The organism is Globicatella sp. HMSC072A10, assembly GCF_001811625.1.
GTDB classification, from domain to species: Bacteria; Bacillota; Bacilli; order Lactobacillales; family Aerococcaceae; genus Globicatella; species Globicatella sanguinis.
In genome coordinates this window covers 1-16,214 of record NZ_KV805774.1, presented here as the reverse complement: position 1 = coordinate 16,214, position 16,214 = coordinate 1, and the positions used below count along the sequence as shown (strand labels likewise).

Sequence of the window (16,214 nt, the reverse complement as noted above, 5' to 3'; positions counted from 1 at the left end):
GTAGTCAATTTGGTAGTCATTTCGAATTTATTTTAATACATTAAGGAGCTATTCCTTCACTACCTAAAACTTTTAATTGTTTCATTATTTATCTTTAACTATGTTATAATATTGCTATATTTTGCTAGTGGAGGTTATGAAATGAATAATAATCACTTAGAACGTTTTTTACGATATGCTAAAATCAATACTCGTAGTGATATTAATAGTGATGCGATTCCGTCTACTCCAAGTCAATGGGAATTTGCGGAAATGTTAGTGGAAGAATTAACAGCATTAGGATTTGAAACAGTACAATTAGATTCGCGTGATGCGTATGTTGTGGCTAAAATTTCATCCAATATAGAAGGGGATTCTCAACCACCTGCTATTGGCTGGATTGCCCATATTGATACCGCTGATTATCCGGCTGATAATATCAAGCCACAAGTTCACGATAACTATGATGGTGAAAATGTCCTATTAAATAAAGTGACCAATCATTGGATGACAACGGAAGAATTTCCAAACTTAAAAAATTATATTGGTGAAACCTTAATCACGACTGATGGAACGACTTTACTGGGGGCTGATGATAAAGCGGGGATGGTTTCGATTATTGAAGCCGGAAGATATCTAATAGAACATCCGGAAATTAAACATGGTGAATTATGGTTTGCCTTTGGACCCGATGAAGAAATTGGTAAGGGCGCTCATCGTTTTGAAACGGATAAATTTCCAGCTGAATTCGCTTATACCGCTGACAGTGGCCTAATCGGAAAATTAGAGTATGAAACATTTAATGCAGCTCGCTTAGCCATTGAAATTGAAGGGACTTCCGTTCATCCTGGACAAGCTTATGGTCAAATGGTCAATGCTTTAAGTATTGCTGCTGATATTCATCAATTATTTCCTAAAGATGAAGTGCCTGAAAAGACCAAGGGATACCAAGGATTTTATATGTTAAGTAATATTAGTGGTCAACTAGATAAGGCGCAAATGACCTATATAATTCGGGATCATGATTGGGATAAATTTGAAGACCGAAAAAATTGGATTGCTGAACAATTAACACAGTTTAATCAGCAATTTGATCGACCACGCATTAAGTATGAAATTCAGGATCAATATTATAATATGGCCAATAAAATCTCTAAAGAATCACTGCCCGTGCAACTGGCGATTAAGTCTTATGAAGCGAACGGGATTACACCTGATATACAACCATTTAGAGGAGGAACAGATGGCTGTATTATAACCTATAAAGGTATTCCAACCCCTAATATTTGTACAGGGGCCGAAAATCTTCATGGCTGTTATGAGTTTGTAACGGTTGAAAGTATGGAGAAAGTAACGGATATTATTTTAACGATTATTGAGCTAAGTCTTGAAAAAGAGGCTTAACATTATAAGGAGTTATATGAGAACACTAGAGCAAGATTATGATTTGTTTTTTATTAGACAAGATTTTTATGATCAACACCTTCGCGATTTTAAAGAAGAGTTGATTTTACCTAAACTTGATTATTATCAACATCCTATTTATTCAAGTATTCATGCGATTTCGAGCTATCAAACATGGAAAATAACGTTTGATTATGTGATAGTTCAACAAGCAGGATGGTATGAGGATTTACCACAAAATTTACAATATGACTTATTAAACGAACAAAGACGTAACCATAATGCGATGATGTATAAAGACAATTTAGTGACGATTAACTTTTGGCACCGGATGCCTAAGAGTTGGCAAGATGAAATGATCGAAGGATTAGACGATTCATTTAGCGATGTGCGAATACCTGATAATATTCCAGAAAGAATTGTTCAATTTCATAATCAAATACCGCAAATTCATGGACCGAATTGTTATTCCGCAGTCATCTATTGTCTAACTAATAACGAGCAAATTATTTATGAATGGATGTTTGCGAATACTTTTTTGAATTTTTTAAAACGGAATCAGTATTATCCAGTAAAAGATATGGACTATCAAGCAGGTGATGTCGTTTGTTTTTATGATATGCAACATACATTGCAGCACGCCTGTTATATGGTGACTGATAGCTTATGTTTTAATAAGAATGGGCAAACATTTCATGATTTTTGGGCGATCCATTCATTCGAAAAAATCAAGGCTGAATGGCCGCAGATGACACTTAAACTATACCGCAAGATAAAGGAATGAGAAAAGCGACGATTATTTTTACTTTAAAAAGCCCATACTAACAAGGAAATGGATCACTTTAGGCAACAAACAGGAAAATTTTTAATCTTTTTTTCATAAAAGTGTTGCATTTATTAAAATTCAGTGTTATAGTTTATTCAACTTAATATTAGTCGATGATTAAGAGAGTAAATTATTAGTTGATTACAGCGAGATAGGGCAGAGTGGAAGCCTATTATGATGCGATAATTGAACCGCACTTATGAGACAAACTGGTGAATCAAGTAGCTAGTTTCGCTGTCTGAGCGTTATCAAAATGAGTGAATCGGAAATATTATTTTATTTCCCGTTAACTAGAGTGGTACCACGGGTATGTTATTTGCAACTCGTCTCTATACTTACAATTGTAAGTGTGGAGACGGGTTTTTTCATTTCAAAAATAGAGAATGTAAAGGAGTAATGAGATGTTGAGTATATTAAGTATTGCTGTCGATTTTAAAAAGTTAGGACCATGGTTGCCTACCTTTTGGGAGGGGACAATGGTGACGGTTGTTCTATCACTAGCAACCGTTCTATTAGGAACGATTATCGGACTGTTAGCAACTGTATTACAGCAATCGGAAAATAAATTTTTAAAAGGGATTGCCAATGTTTATACACAAGTCGTCCGCGGGACGCCCATGTTATTACAATTATTTTTATGGTTATATGGGTTTCCATTAATTGGGTTTAGCATTCAAGCTATTCCAGCTTTAGGAAATGTTTACGGGTCGCGTGAATTTTTAACAGCTGTGGTAGCCTTGTCGATTAACTCAGGGGCTTATATTTGTGAAATATTCCGTGGTGGCTTAGAGTCAATTGACAAAGGTCAAATGGAAGCCGGACGTGCTTTAGGTTTAAGTCGACGTGAGACATTATTCTCCATCATTATTCCTCAAGCAACAAGGGTTGTTTTACCAGGTTTAGGTAATGAGTTTATTACGATGATAAAAGAATCTTCGATTGTCTCGACAGTAGGGGTATTCGATGTCATGTATGCACAAAATATTGTTAAGGCTGCTACGTATTCGATTTTTGAACCTTTAGTATTGATTGGGGTCATCTACTTTGTCTTAACATTTGTTTTAACGAAATTGATGAAATTACTAGAAAAGAGGTTAGGTGTCTATGCTTAAAGTGACAAATTTACAGAAAAATTTTGGTGATTTAGAAGTTCTAAAAGGAATTAATCTAGAAATCCAAAAAGGGGAGGTGGTCGCGTTGATTGGGCCTTCTGGTTCCGGTAAATCAACATTGATCCGATGCCTTAATTTAATGGAAATCCCTTCAGCGGGTGAGGTATATTTTAAAGAACAATTAGTAAATGAAAATAAATTAATTGAAAAAAACGTCGACCAATTACGACAAAAAGTCGGGATGGTCTTCCAACATTTTAATTTATTTCCCCATTTAACCGTTAAGCAAAATATTACCTTAGCCCCGGTAAAATTAAATAAAATGTCGCAACAAGAAGCAGATAAAAAAGCAGAAGAATTATTAACCAAAGTAGGCTTATTAGATAAAAAAGATGTTTACCCAAATAAATTATCAGGTGGTCAAAAACAAAGGGTAGCGATTGCCAGAGCCTTGGCAATGGAACCTGAAGTGATGTTGTTTGATGAACCGACTTCTGCTTTAGACCCAGAGATGGTTAAAGAAGTTTTATTAGTTATTCAATCATTAGCACAAGAAGGTTTAACGACTGTTATTGTCACCCATGAGATGAATTTTGCTAAACGTGTGGCTAGCCGAGTGTTATTTTTAGCTGATGGCAATATTGTTGAACAAGGGACACCCCAAGAAATTTTTGATAATCCACAAATGGATCGGACGAAACAATTTTTAGATCAAATCAATTACTAATACATAGAAAAGAGGAAATATCATGAAAAAATTTATATCATTTTTAGTTGCGTTATTATTTATCAGTTCTTTATCAATCAATCAAGTGGTGGCAGCCGAGGACAGTCTAACTAAAATTAAAGAAAAAGGGGAAATTGTAGTCGGGACCTCACCGGATTTTCCACCACGTGAGTTTTATATTATTAATGAAAAAGGTGAAAAAGAAATCGTCGGTAGCGATATGGCGCTAGCTCAAGCAATTGCGGATGAATTAGGCGTTGAAATGAAATTAGTGACGACTGATTTTAATGGGGTGATTGCCAATATTCAATCAGGTGCAGTGGATATGGGAATCGCTGGTTTCTCATTTACTGAAGGTCGGGCTGCGGTAATGGATTTTTCAGATGGTTACTCTCAAGAAACGGGTGATAATGGTGGTTACCAAGGAATTTTAGTCACTAAAGAAACAGCTGAAAAATTTAAAACATTAGATGAATTAAAAGCGGCTAATTTAACGATTGGGGCGCAAGGTGGCTCTATTCAATATGAAATGGCCTTAAAAATTACTTCGCCAACAAATGTGAAGCAATACGGCACAATGGATGCAGAAGTCTTAGCTTTAAATGCAGGTGATATTCAAGGAATGGTTGTAGCAACTTCTTCTGCAGAACCATTATTGAAATCATTTGATAATTTAGTGATTTTACCAAAAGATGGATTTGATTTAGACCCAGAAAACATTTATGCACAAAATGTGATTGGCTTCCCGAAAAACATGGACAATACCGCATTATTAGAAGTGGTCAATAAAGTTATTAAAGAGGCGATTGACAGTGGTCAAATGACTAAGTGGGAAGAGGAAGCGAAAGCTTTAAGCGTTAAAGCCATTGAAGAATAAGCATAATAGAATGGAGGCAATGCAATGAATGCAAATGAAATAATTAAACAATCGGTTGAAGCAAAGATTGACGATTATATGACAATCGTCCAGTCATTATATGATAATCCCGAAATTGGTAATGAAGAATTTGAAACAATGGCCTTATTGGTTGATTATTTAACCAAGGCGGGTTTTGAAACGCAAGCAGGTTATGTCGTGCCTACCGGTTTTTTAGGGACTTATGACACGGGGAAGCCTGGTCTTACGATTGCCTTTATGTGTGAGTATGATGCTTTACCTGAAGTCGGTCATGGCTGTGGCCATAATTTAATTGCGGCGATTGGCGTGGCCGCTGGAGAAGCGCTAAAAGCTGTGATTGATCAATATGGCGGTAAGGTATTAGTGGTTGGCACCCCTGCTGAAGAGAATTTTGGTGGCAAGGTGTCAATGGCAGAAGCAGGTGTTTTTGATGATGTTGATGTCGCCTTAATGGTTCATCCTGGTACAAAAAATGGTGTAGGTGGACGTTCTAATGCACTTTATCCTTTGAAGTTTGAATTTTTCGGTAAAAATGCTCATGCTTGTCGTCCGTCAGAAGGAGCTTCAGCTTTGGATGCCGCTGTCATGTCCTTTGTACAAATTAATTTATTAAGACAATTTGTGGCCCCCCACACTTACATTCACGGTGTGATAAGTGATGGAGGTAAAGCCGCCAATGTGATACCAGCGTATGCCTCCCTCGATTATTACTTTAGAGCGCCTAACTTTGCTTATGCTAAAGAAGTGGCGCAAAAAGCGGAAAAAATTGCTGAAGGTATTGCGATGGCAAATGGTACGACGGTTGAAACATCTGTCTATGAGTGCCTTTATGAAGATACCGTTGTTAATTACAAATTAGCTGAATTATTAACTGAAAAATACCAAGAATTAGGCTTAACGGATATTGAGCCCGTTGATGAGGTTGCCACTGGTTCAACTGATGTCGGAGCGGTAAGTTATAAATGTCCGACCATACAAGGCTATATAAAAATTGCTGAAGATTGGGTGCAAGGACATTCTAAAGAAATGGCAGATGCAACTATTTCACCAGCAGGTAAAGAAGGGCTAATTAAGGCCGCTCAAGGTATTGCGCTAGTGGCCTTACAACTATTAGAAGAACCAGAAACTTTTGCTGAGGTTCAAAAAGAACAAACTGAAACATTGTCTAAGTTATTAGGTTAAATTGGATAAAATGAGTTAAGAACTTGCTCATTAATGAAAAGTTCAGTGGATGAGTAGCATCAAACGGTGTTTTAAAACTGGTTTGATGCTTATTCTACTGTTAGGGTAACCTGATGAAGTAGAGAACTCATCAAGTTTTTTTACCGGACAGAGCCATAGGAGCTAATTTAGACCGAGTCGGTAGATGAACGAAACACATCTAATTTTCTACAGCTTGTTACTCCCTTTCTTTTATTAAATAGTGTAAAATAGGAAGAGTAGAGAAGCTTGGTAACAACTTTAACATACTGTTTGCTCCCATTGTTTAGTTTATTGAACAGTGAGGATGGGCATAAACTTAATAAAATTTAGTTAAGATTATTGTTCATTAATGAGTAGCGCAGTGGTTGAGTGGTCTCAAATGGCGTCTTAACGACTTATTTGAGACCTATTTCTCTTTGTGGGATGGCCAGACAAAGCTCAAATCATTTTGTTTTCTACTTCTAGTCCAGTCTCAATTTTTCGGGTTAGGCAGACGAAACTCAAATCATTTGGTTTTCTACTTTTGCCCACTCCCACATGTTTTTATTTGGTTTGTTATATCCGGATAATTGTCTCGAATTGTAAGGATATAACAAATGAAATAGTTTATTAATATAGAAAGAAGGGGTTTAATGATTTTTGAACTAGAACAATTATTAGAAGTAAAATTCAATCAACCATCACTTATTGAAAATGCACTATTTCATACAACATACGTTAATGAAAATCCAAAATTTAAATTACAATCCAATGAACGTTTAGAGTTTTTAGGGGATGCGGTTTTAGAAATTATCGTCAGTGATTTTTTATATCATCAGTATCCTAAGTTGCCTGAGGGACAATTAACGACAATGCGGGCGCAATTAGTTCAAGAAGCCAGTCTGGCCTATGTAGCGCGTCAATTTAAAATTGACCAAGCGATCTATCTAGGTAAAGGTGAGATTGCCAGTGGTGGTCGTCAGCGAGAATCCATTATTTCAGATGCCTATGAAGCGATTTTAGGGGCGATTTATTTAGATCAAGGAATCGAATTATCGACAAAATTTGTCAATTTAACTTTATTACATCAACATCAACAGATGCTCGCTTCCGTAAGTAAAGACTATAAAACGCATCTGCAAGAGTTGGTTCAACAAAAAGGAACCGTTAAAATTCAATATAAAGTCATCAAACAAGAAGGGCCAGCTCATAATACCCAATTTACTGTGGAAGTGCGAGTGAATGATGTTCCTTTAGCTATTGGCAAGGGACGTAGTAAGAAGCAAGCAGAAATATTGGCAGCGGAAAGTGCCTTAAATTTTATTGATGAGAAGGGTAACATTTTAAAATAAATTAAATTTTCGGAAAAATTATGAGAATATGACTAGAAAACGTTTGTAAACTATGTTATAATTCCTACTATATTGATTATCGAAAGAAAGGAGAATGAATCATGAAATTATTAGTAGTCAGTAATGTTAACAATCAATTCGTGCCATCTCCTGGGGATAATCATGTACTGTTTGTATCATAACAGTTTTTTTGTGATGATTTTACCACCTACCTCGAGATGGGCTAGGTGGTTTTTTTGTGCAAAAAATTAGAAATTAAAAAACAGAAAAGAGGTCAATGATGCTTAAAGAAATTTGGAGTTATATTATTCAAAGAAAATGGTTATACATCGCTATCCTAATTTTATTATTTGTAGAATATGGATTTTCGGTGGTACCAACTAAAGTGACACAAACAATTATTAATCAAATTTCCAATAATACGCTCACTCAAACAAATTTAAATTTTCAATTAATGTTAATTTTAGTGACAGCGATATTAACCTATATTGCAGGATTTTTCTGGGTTAAATGGCTATTTTCGGCAAGAGCCTATTATGAATTAGAATTAAAACGAAAGTTGTTTCATAAATTGAGTTCAATGCGTATTCCTTTTTACGATAAATTTCGTAGTGGGGACATGATGACACGTTTTACTAGTGATATTGCGAGTCTTTCCGAATTATTAGGTTATGGTACGATGAGTTTTCTATATAGTATTGGGACGGTTATCATCATTATTCCGCAAATGTTTATGATTTCATGGTGGATTTCACTGTTGGGCATGATTCCATTAGTGATTTTGGGAATTATTGTCTATTATATTGGGAAAAAACAAGATGATATGGTAGAAGCAAACCGTGAAGCTGTATCTGCCTTAAGTAATGAAGTATTAGAAGTAGTGGAAGGGATTAGGGTAACACGTGCCTATGGTAATAGTCGTTTAGGTGCTGCGCGTTTTGCAGAAAAAACCGATCAACTTAGACAACGAGCTGATAATATTATGGTCTACCAAGCGCTATATGGACGTGCAGCCAATGTCTTTCTTGCTTTGAGTACCGTTATCATTTTGGGCTTAGGCGGGCTGGTTATGAGTCAAGGCCAGATGCAAATTGGGGACGTAGTGGCTTTACAAATGTATAGTTGGATTTTATTAGATCCAATGTGGATGTTATCGGACCTTATTTTGGTTTATAAAACAGGAGAATTATCTTTCAAAAAAATCAATGAAATCATTGAAACGGGTGATGATTTAGAAGTGGATGGTTCGATTGAATTAAAGGAATTAGATTCATTGGAATTAGTGGATTATTCCTTTAAATATACTAATAGTGATTATGATGGATTGAGTCATGTCAACTTAAAACTTCAAAAAGGACAAACTCTTGGTATTGTTGGTAAAACAGGCAGTGGCAAAACGACTTTTGTACGCCAGTTATTGCGTCAATATCCAGTGGGAGAAGGTCAATTATTAATCAATGGTCTTCCCATTGAAAATTATCAACGACAGTCGATTGAACAGCAGATAGGTTATGTGCCGCAAGAACATGTTCTATTCTCACGTTCCGTTGCCGAAAATATAAAAGTTGGTAAAAAAGATGCTAGCCAAAAAGAATTAGATATTGCGGTAGCCGTAGCAGCTTTCACTCAAGATTTGGAACGTATGGCTAATGGCTATGATACGTTAGTCGGTGAAAAAGGTGTCTCTGTTTCGGGAGGGCAAAAACAACGGATTTCGATTGCTAGAGCGATGATCAAGCAACCTAATTTATTAATTTTAGATGACTCCTTATCAGCGGTCGATGCTAAAACGGAACGCATTATTATTGAAAACATTCAAACATTGCGACAAGGCAAAATGAATATTATTATCACCCACCGATTATCAGCGGTTAATCATGCCGATTGGGTAATTGTATTAGAAGGGGGCCGAATTGTTGAGGAAGGATCGCCACAAGAGTTAGTCCAACAAAAGGGTTGGTATGCTGAGCAGTATTATAAACAACAAAGTAAAAGGGGTGTGACTGAATGAAATTAGTATTGAGACTTTTATCATATTTAAAAATAGTTCGCTTACCTTTTATTTTAGGTTTAGTATTACTACTTATTTCCAGTGGAGCTCTACAAGCAGCGCCACTTATTGTCCAATATATTATTGACCATTTATTAACGCCATTAACGAAGGGAGCTACTCTTGATTCAAGCAAGTTATTAATGTGGTTAGCTTTTTATATCGGTTTGTCCATTATTGGGAGTATTATAAGCTATATTGCTATTCGAATATTGATGTATTGTGCGAATAAAGTAGCGGCTCATTTGCGAAATGAAGCCTATGAAACAATGCAAAATTTACCGGTCGCGTATTTTGATGATAAACCGGCAGGCAAGATTTCTGCTCGTATTGTCAATGACACCGAAACCTTAAGAGCGCAATTTTACGGTAGTTTGTTATCTAATATTTTAGTCTTAATGATGAGTGTCATCAGTGTTTATGTTATCATCTTTTTCATTAATTATAAAATGGGTTTGGCTTTATTATTATTAATTCCAGTTTTTATAGGCTGGCAACGACTATGGCAATTACGTACAGAAAGTCAACTGACCACCTATTATGAAATGCAAAGTGAAGTGAACACACAGGTCAATGAAATGATGACAGGGAGTGCAATAATTCAATTATTTAATCAAGAAAAGGATGCGATTGAACGATTTGATACCGTTATCGAAAAGATGTACCAAGCCGATGTAAAGATGATTAATGTTCACGCCACTATCTCTTGGAGTTTAGTAGACTTATTTAAACGGATAGTATTCTTTGGTGTATTAGCTTGGGCTGGGTATCAATTTTTAGGGGGTTATGTGACCGTCTCCGCTGGTTTACTTTTAACTTATATTAATTATATCGATCGCTTGTTTAATAATATGGGAATGTTAGTGCGAATGTTTCCTGAGTTACAACGTTCATTAACGACAGGGAAACGTGTTATGGAATTATTAGATGCACCCAAAGAAGTGGATACTGAAAAGGAACTTACGGTCAATGATGGCAATGTAGTCTTTCATAATATTTCTTTTGGCTATACAGATGAAAAATATGTTTTAAAAAATATTAACTTGGAAGCTAAAAAAGGGCAAACAATTGCCTTAGTAGGACATACTGGTAGTGGAAAAAGCTCTTTAATTAATTTATTATTCCGTTTTTATGATCCACAGCTAGGTGAAATTTTAATCGATGGACAAAATATTGCTGAATATAATCGTGAATCAGTTCGCCGTTCAATGGGAATCGTATTACAAGATCCGTATTTATTTACCGGAACTATCGCTTCAAATGTCGCGATGGATGATGCGACGATTACCAAAGAAATGATAATGGATTCTTTAATAAAGGTTGGAGCTAAAGATATGCTTAATCGTTTAGATAAAGGGATTGAAGAACCGGTTATTGAAAAAGGAAATGCATTTTCAAGTGGTGAGCGACAACTTATTGCTTTTGCTAGAACTTTAGCTAGTAATCCTAAAATTCTTATATTAGATGAAGCAACATCCCATATTGATACTGAAACAGAAGCCATTATCCAAAAAGCCATGAATATTGTGAAACAAGGGCGAACGACCTTTATTATTGCCCATCGACTCTCAACTATTCGTGATGCGGATCAAATATTAGTTTTAGATAATGGGGAAATCGTTGAACGAGGAACCGATGAAGAACTATTAGCATTAGATGGACGTTATGCCAATATGCATCGTATGCAAGAAAAAATATAATCGATTGTAAGGCGTTTCATTATTCTTTTCATTGATGTTATGTTAAATTAAAGTAACAATACCAATTGAGAGGAAGAATAATTATGGGATTATTTGATACAGCCGGTAGTTTAATGGATATTTTATCAAAAGTAGATAGCAATGATGTGACAGCAATTTCTGATCGTGCAGGAATAGATGCGTCTCAAGCGAGTTCAATTGTAGGGATGGCATTACCATTAATTTTAAAAGCAATTAATAATAATACTTCAACTGAAGAAGGCTTAATTGCTTTTGACAATGCCTTAAAAGACCATGCTAATGATACTCATTTTGATTCAGTTGCTGATTATACGCAAAAAGCTGATGTCGAAGATGGCGATAAAATGTTAAACCATTTATTTGGCAATAAAACAGGTATCATTGAAAAAATAGCCGACACCTTAGGATTAAGCCCGGCAGCTGTAAAACGTGTGTTAGTATTAGTTGCGCCATTATTAATTAAATACATGGCAGATAATAAGAAAAACAAACAATTAACAGCTGAAGAAGTTCGCAAACAAGCACAAGCTGAAGAAGAAACATTACAGAATCAGTACGAAGAACAAATTAGACGTTACGAAGAACAAATTGAACAATTAAAAAGACAACAAGCACAACAACAAGGTAAAGTTACACAACAAACTGAACGTCGTGAAGATTATATTCCTAAAATCCCACAACAACCAGGTAGCTCAACAGCTAATGATGGGGCCTTTGGCGGTATCTTAGGTAGTCTAATTGAACAAATGTCACAAAAAGGTGGAGGTCAAGTGAGTCAAGCGCCAAAAAGTCAGAATAAATCAATTGTTGAATCCATTCTCGATTCATTTTTCTAACATCGACTATTAAGGATTGCTACGCTTTTATTCTTGACCAACTCCTTTGAAACAATAGTTAGTTTTTAGGTCTAGGGTATCAGAAGTTTTAACTTTTGTAAGATATTTTGACAACTCTAGCAATCGACATATTTTTATTAGGTGTCCTATAAATTTGAACAAGCCTTTCCTTGCTTAAGACTTTTAGTCTGCGAACGAGGAAAGGCCTATTTTTGTGTCTTGAGGAAGGCGTAATTTTAGCGCGTTTTGTGAAGTGGTATTGGGCACAGTTTTAAAAATGGTTGTTTGGTTTCATCTGTTTAATTTATAGCCCATGGTTGAGTGAACTCGAGATGCTTCCAGAGACTAATTTGCGAATTACCAACTTGTGTCTGGGGGGAGACTAAGCGAAAATCATTCGATTTTCTACTTCTGGTCCACTCTTTTTTATTGTAATAAAACAAATAATTAACAAATAAATTTACATTTTCATAGTGTTTTCAATTTACCTTAAAAAATAGCAGATGGGAACGTTTACTTTATCAAAACTCACTTTTATTGTCAGGGTACATTTGCTATAATATTGACATGATATAAATAGGAGTGACGAAATGGAAGTACAAAATCGTGGTTTAATTGGAAGTATAACCCATAGTATTAACAAGAAAGAAGAGTTGTTTGATAAAAGTATAGCGCGTTATATGGTGCGCTCGATGCTAGCGTGTCTTTTCTTAACAATGGGGGTAGCTATCGCCAGTTTTATCGCAGGAAAAGCAGATGGTTTAGTGCCAAATATGGGGAAATTTTTCTATTCATTTATGTTCAGTTGGTCATTGATTATGATTATTTATATGAATGCTGAACTTGGGACCTCTAATATGATGTATATGACTGTTGCCATGCATCGTAAGATTTTACCTGTATCTAAAGCTTTAAAAATTTTATTAACTTGTATTTTATTTAATGCAATTGGTGCGGTTATTGCGAGCTTTATTATGTCATTTACGCAAGCTTATAGCACTTTAGAACCTGATCATTATTTATTTGTAGCTACTACAGCTAAATTAGCTAAATCACCACTACAACAATTTGCTGAAGGTATTTTTGCCAATGTGATTGTTAATACCGCTGTATTTTGTAGTATTCGTATGAAAGACGATGCCGGAAAAGTATTTGCTATGATTTTTATTATTTTCATTTTTGCATTCTTAGGTTTTGAGCACGTTATTGCTAACTTTTCAACTTTTGCATTGTCGTTCTTTGCCAATGGTGGACCTGTTGAAGGTATGACTGTACTTTCAGTTTTATCTAACTTCTTATGGTCTGGTTTAGGTAACTACGTCGGTGGAGGAATCTTTATCGGTTTAGTTTATAGTTGGTTAAATAATAAAAGTGAGTTATACTTCGATTAATTTTTATAAAAGAGTCTTGATAGAATGAAGAGTTCTTTCAAGGCTCTTTTATTTTTGATTAAAATGAGTTGTGTTATTGTTAGACTCAGAGGCTGGGCATAAACTTGTTAAATTTAGTCAAAAATATTGTTCGTTAATTAATAGCGCAGGGGTTGAGTGGCCTCAAACTGCGTCTTAAAGACTTGTTTGCGACCTACTCAACTATACGGAGATTGGCCAACGAAGCGACAACTATTTTGTCTGCTCCCAATTTTTTAAAAAAAATAACTAATATATATATATCTTTGAAATGCTTGATATAATAACGTTTTGAGAAATATTCATTATTAAAAAATCTTGAGCATAAAACTTGAGTTACAAACGTAAACGTGTTACTATAGTCTCATCAAGATTAGAATGTTAATCTTAAATTAATAATAGATAGGAGATTTTAAATGTTTAAAAAGTTTGCAAAATCTTTTCTTTCAGCTGCAGCTGCTTTAACATTAGCCACCGGTAGCTTACCAGTTACTTTAGCAGAGGAGGCACAAATTGATCCTTCAGTTGAACAAACATTAAGTATTATGACAATTGGAGAGTTAGCAACTTTGGACTCAGCTTTATATAATGATACGCCAAGTTCAGATATGATTGGCCAAATTTTCGAAGGATTATATCGTGTTTCTACTGGTACTGAAGTAGAATTGGGTCAAGCTGAGAATGTTGAAGTTTCAGAAGATGGTTTAACTTATACTTTCACTTTACGTGATGGCTTAGTTTGGAGTAATGGTGAACCCGTTACAGCAGAAGATTATGTGTTTACTTATCAACGTTTAGTTGATCCAAATGGACAAAATACGTCTTCATCTGTTGAAATTTTCAAAAATGCGGCCAGCATCCGTAATGGTGAAATGGAACTAGATGAATTAGGTGTTAAAGCACTTGATGATAAAACATTAGAAATTACATTAGAATATCCAGCACCTTATTTACCAAAATTATTAACAGGTAGTCGTTTTATGCCCGTTTCTAAAAAATTTGTAGAAGAAAAAGGCGAAGCTTACGGTACTTCTGCTGAAAATATCGTAACGAATGGACCCTTTACTTTAACAGGTTGGACAGGTACTGAATTAGAGTGGACTTTAAATAAAAACGAAAATTACTGGGATGCTGAAAATGTTCATTTAACAGATGTATTAGTATCGGTTGTTAAAGAAACAGGTACTGGTGCAGACTTATATGACGCGGGTGAAATTGATTATGCTATTTTATCAGATGCCTTTGTTGGTCAATATGAAGGGGCAGAAGATTTTAATACAGTTCCTCGTGCAACATTAGGTTATATTATGTTTAACGATACAAAAGAACCTACCAATAATGTTGCCTTAAGACGTGCAGTTTCTCAAGCATTTGATAAAGAATTATATGCTGAGTCAGTGATTCAAGATGGTTCTACACCAGCAAATGGATTTGTTCCAACTGGTTTTGATGTGGATGAAGAAGGGGTTGACTACCGTGAAGCGGCAGGGGATATCCTAACTTATAATGTAGAACAAGCTCAAAAAGATTGGGAACAAGCGAAAGAAGAATTAGGTGTTGAAGAGTTATCATTAGAGTTATTAGTATCTGATGTTGATTTATCAGGTCGTACAGCTGAATACTTACAAGCTCAAATCCAAGAAAACTTACCAGGATTGACGATTACTATTCGTTCCGTTCCATTACAAAACCGTTTAGAAATTCAAAGAAGTTTAGACTATGATTTCTATTATGGTACATGGGCGCCTGATTACCAAGATGCTTTAAACTTTGTTGAACAATTAACGACAGATGGTGGGATTAACTTTGCTAAATATTCTAACGAAGAAGTAGATAAATTAGTCGACCAAACACGTCATGAGTTAGCGAATGATCCTGTGGCACGTCGTGAAGCTTTAATGCAAGCAGAAAAAATCTTTGTAGAAGAAGATGCTATCACTTCAGCATTATATCAAGTTTCTACGTCTTACTTATTAAGTCCAGATGTTAAAAACTTTGAAATTATGCCATTTGGACGTACGATTAATTTACGTACCACTTATCGCGCAGCTGAATAATTTTTAAGAGGCTGGGCATCACCTTTTAAAATTCTGTTCAGGCATATCTATTTAATTCAAACCGCAGTGGTTGAGTGGCCTCAATCTGCGTCTTGCGCAGTGGTTGAGTGGTCTCAACCTGCGTCTTAAAGACTTGTTTGAGGCCTACTCAACTGTGCGGGGGTGGACAGACGAAGCGAAAATCATTCGATTTTCTACTTCTGGTTCACTCCCTTTCTAAGCAAAAAAATAGTGAAGTATTGAGAGATATGTTAAGATTAAATCAAAATAATAAAAAGGAAGTGTCATTATGACGAAAGTTTTAACAGATGCACAATTTAACCAAGAAACTGCAGAAGGGTTAACATTGGTTGATTTCTGGGCTCCATGGTGTGGTCCATGTCGTATGCAATCACCAGTTATCGATGAATTATCTGAAGAATTAGCTGGACAAGTTGATTTTTACAAAATGAATGTTGATGAAGAGCAAGAAACAGCTCGTGAATTTGGCATCATGTCAATTCCAACTTTATTAGTTAAAAAAGATGGCGAAGTTGTTGAAAAATTAGTTGGTTTCCACGATAAAAATCGTTTAAACGAAATTTTATCTCGCCATATGTAATATAATAATTCAATAATCTATTTAAAAGGGATCTATAATTTTTAGTGTTGGTGGCGAAAT

The 16,214-nt window shown here is 35.3% G+C and carries 13 protein-coding genes and 1 other annotated feature; all 13 genes read left to right on the top strand.

The genetic code is table 11. The annotated features are described in order from the left end of the window. Positions 1–141: 141 nt before the first annotated feature. The 13 genes from pepT (at position 142) to trxA (ending at position 16,154) form a co-directional block, all read left to right on the top strand. Positions 142–1,383: a peptidase T gene (gene pepT / locus HMPREF2811_RS08060; RefSeq protein ID WP_071408886.1), complete on the top strand. Its 1,242-nt coding sequence runs from the start codon at positions 142–144 to the stop codon at positions 1,381–1,383. Between the two features lie 16 nt (positions 1,384–1,399). Next, on the top strand, positions 1,400–2,167 hold the full coding sequence (locus HMPREF2811_RS08055; RefSeq protein ID WP_071408885.1) for a hypothetical protein: 768 nt from the start codon (positions 1,400–1,402) through the stop codon (positions 2,165–2,167). 146 nt (positions 2,168–2,313) lie between these two features. Beyond that, positions 2,314–2,543: a binding site (T-box leader), on the top strand. Between the two features lie 67 nt (positions 2,544–2,610). Beyond that, a complete protein-coding gene (locus tag HMPREF2811_RS08050) occupies positions 2,611–3,321 on the top strand; it encodes an amino acid ABC transporter permease (protein WP_066125005.1) in 711 nt (236 codons plus the stop codon). Beyond that, positions 3,314–4,048, top strand: coding sequence for an amino acid ABC transporter ATP-binding protein (locus tag HMPREF2811_RS08045; protein ID WP_071408884.1), 735 nt, complete (start codon positions 3,314–3,316; stop codon positions 4,046–4,048). Before HMPREF2811_RS08050 ends, HMPREF2811_RS08045 begins: the two co-directional genes overlap by 8 nt. A gap of 22 nt (positions 4,049–4,070) precedes the next feature. Continuing rightward, positions 4,071–4,925, top strand: a complete 855-nt coding sequence (locus HMPREF2811_RS08040) for a transporter substrate-binding domain-containing protein (RefSeq protein ID WP_071408883.1) — start codon at positions 4,071–4,073, stop codon at positions 4,923–4,925. Between the two features lie 24 nt (positions 4,926–4,949). Further along, the gene (locus tag HMPREF2811_RS08035; protein ID WP_071408882.1) at positions 4,950–6,128 is read left to right on the top strand and encodes a M20 family metallopeptidase; all 1,179 of its coding nucleotides are present in this window, start codon (positions 4,950–4,952) and stop codon (positions 6,126–6,128) included. A gap of 653 nt (positions 6,129–6,781) precedes the next feature. Then, positions 6,782–7,480 (top strand): ribonuclease III, encoded by a 699-nt coding sequence (rnc, locus tag HMPREF2811_RS08030; RefSeq protein WP_071408881.1) that lies wholly within the window; start codon positions 6,782–6,784, stop codon positions 7,478–7,480. A gap of 280 nt (positions 7,481–7,760) precedes the next feature. Next, positions 7,761–9,491, top strand: coding sequence for an ABC transporter ATP-binding protein (locus tag HMPREF2811_RS08025; protein WP_071408880.1), 1,731 nt, complete (start codon positions 7,761–7,763; stop codon positions 9,489–9,491). Further along, on the top strand, positions 9,488–11,230 hold the full coding sequence (locus HMPREF2811_RS08020) for an ABC transporter ATP-binding protein (RefSeq protein ID WP_071408879.1): 1,743 nt from the start codon (positions 9,488–9,490) through the stop codon (positions 11,228–11,230). Before HMPREF2811_RS08025 ends, HMPREF2811_RS08020 begins: the two co-directional genes overlap by 4 nt. A gap of 83 nt (positions 11,231–11,313) precedes the next feature. Continuing rightward, complete coding sequence (locus HMPREF2811_RS08015) at positions 11,314–12,087, top strand: DUF937 domain-containing protein (RefSeq protein WP_071408878.1); 774 nt, start codon at positions 11,314–11,316, stop codon at positions 12,085–12,087. Between the two features lie 590 nt (positions 12,088–12,677). Further along, positions 12,678–13,478, top strand: coding sequence for a formate/nitrite transporter family protein (locus HMPREF2811_RS08010; protein ID WP_071408877.1), 801 nt, complete (start codon positions 12,678–12,680; stop codon positions 13,476–13,478). 434 nt (positions 13,479–13,912) lie between these two features. Continuing rightward, positions 13,913–15,553 carry a peptide ABC transporter substrate-binding protein gene (locus HMPREF2811_RS08005; RefSeq protein WP_071408876.1) on the top strand — a complete coding sequence of 547 codons (1,641 nt, stop codon included), beginning with the start codon at positions 13,913–13,915 and terminating at the stop codon, positions 15,551–15,553. A gap of 289 nt (positions 15,554–15,842) precedes the next feature. Beyond that, positions 15,843–16,154: a thioredoxin gene (trxA, locus tag HMPREF2811_RS08000; RefSeq protein WP_066126997.1), complete on the top strand. Its 312-nt coding sequence runs from the start codon at positions 15,843–15,845 to the stop codon at positions 16,152–16,154. Positions 16,155–16,214: the final 60 nt, after the last annotated feature.

What these genes read in the sequence shown, in the direction of transcription:
- pepT (WP_071408886.1), top strand. Translation starts at nt 142, where the DNA reads ATGAATAATAATCACTTAGAACGTTTTTTACGATATGCTAAAATCAAT.
- HMPREF2811_RS08055 (WP_071408885.1), top strand. Translation starts at nt 1,400, where the DNA reads ATGAGAACACTAGAGCAAGATTATGATTTGTTTTTTATTAGACAAGAT.
- HMPREF2811_RS08050 (WP_066125005.1), top strand. Translation starts at nt 2,611, where the DNA reads ATGTTGAGTATATTAAGTATTGCTGTCGATTTTAAAAAGTTAGGACCA.
- HMPREF2811_RS08045 (WP_071408884.1), top strand. Translation starts at nt 3,314, where the DNA reads ATGCTTAAAGTGACAAATTTACAGAAAAATTTTGGTGATTTAGAAGTT.
- HMPREF2811_RS08040 (WP_071408883.1), top strand. Translation starts at nt 4,071, where the DNA reads ATGAAAAAATTTATATCATTTTTAGTTGCGTTATTATTTATCAGTTCT.
- HMPREF2811_RS08035 (WP_071408882.1), top strand. Translation starts at nt 4,950, where the DNA reads ATGAATGCAAATGAAATAATTAAACAATCGGTTGAAGCAAAGATTGAC.
- rnc (WP_071408881.1), top strand. Translation starts at nt 6,782, where the DNA reads ATGATTTTTGAACTAGAACAATTATTAGAAGTAAAATTCAATCAACCA.
- HMPREF2811_RS08025 (WP_071408880.1), top strand. Translation starts at nt 7,761, where the DNA reads ATGCTTAAAGAAATTTGGAGTTATATTATTCAAAGAAAATGGTTATAC.
- HMPREF2811_RS08020 (WP_071408879.1), top strand. Translation starts at nt 9,488, where the DNA reads ATGAAATTAGTATTGAGACTTTTATCATATTTAAAAATAGTTCGCTTA.
- HMPREF2811_RS08015 (WP_071408878.1), top strand. Translation starts at nt 11,314, where the DNA reads ATGGGATTATTTGATACAGCCGGTAGTTTAATGGATATTTTATCAAAA.
- HMPREF2811_RS08010 (WP_071408877.1), top strand. Translation starts at nt 12,678, where the DNA reads ATGGAAGTACAAAATCGTGGTTTAATTGGAAGTATAACCCATAGTATT.
- HMPREF2811_RS08005 (WP_071408876.1), top strand. Translation starts at nt 13,913, where the DNA reads ATGTTTAAAAAGTTTGCAAAATCTTTTCTTTCAGCTGCAGCTGCTTTA.
- trxA (WP_066126997.1), top strand. Translation starts at nt 15,843, where the DNA reads ATGACGAAAGTTTTAACAGATGCACAATTTAACCAAGAAACTGCAGAA.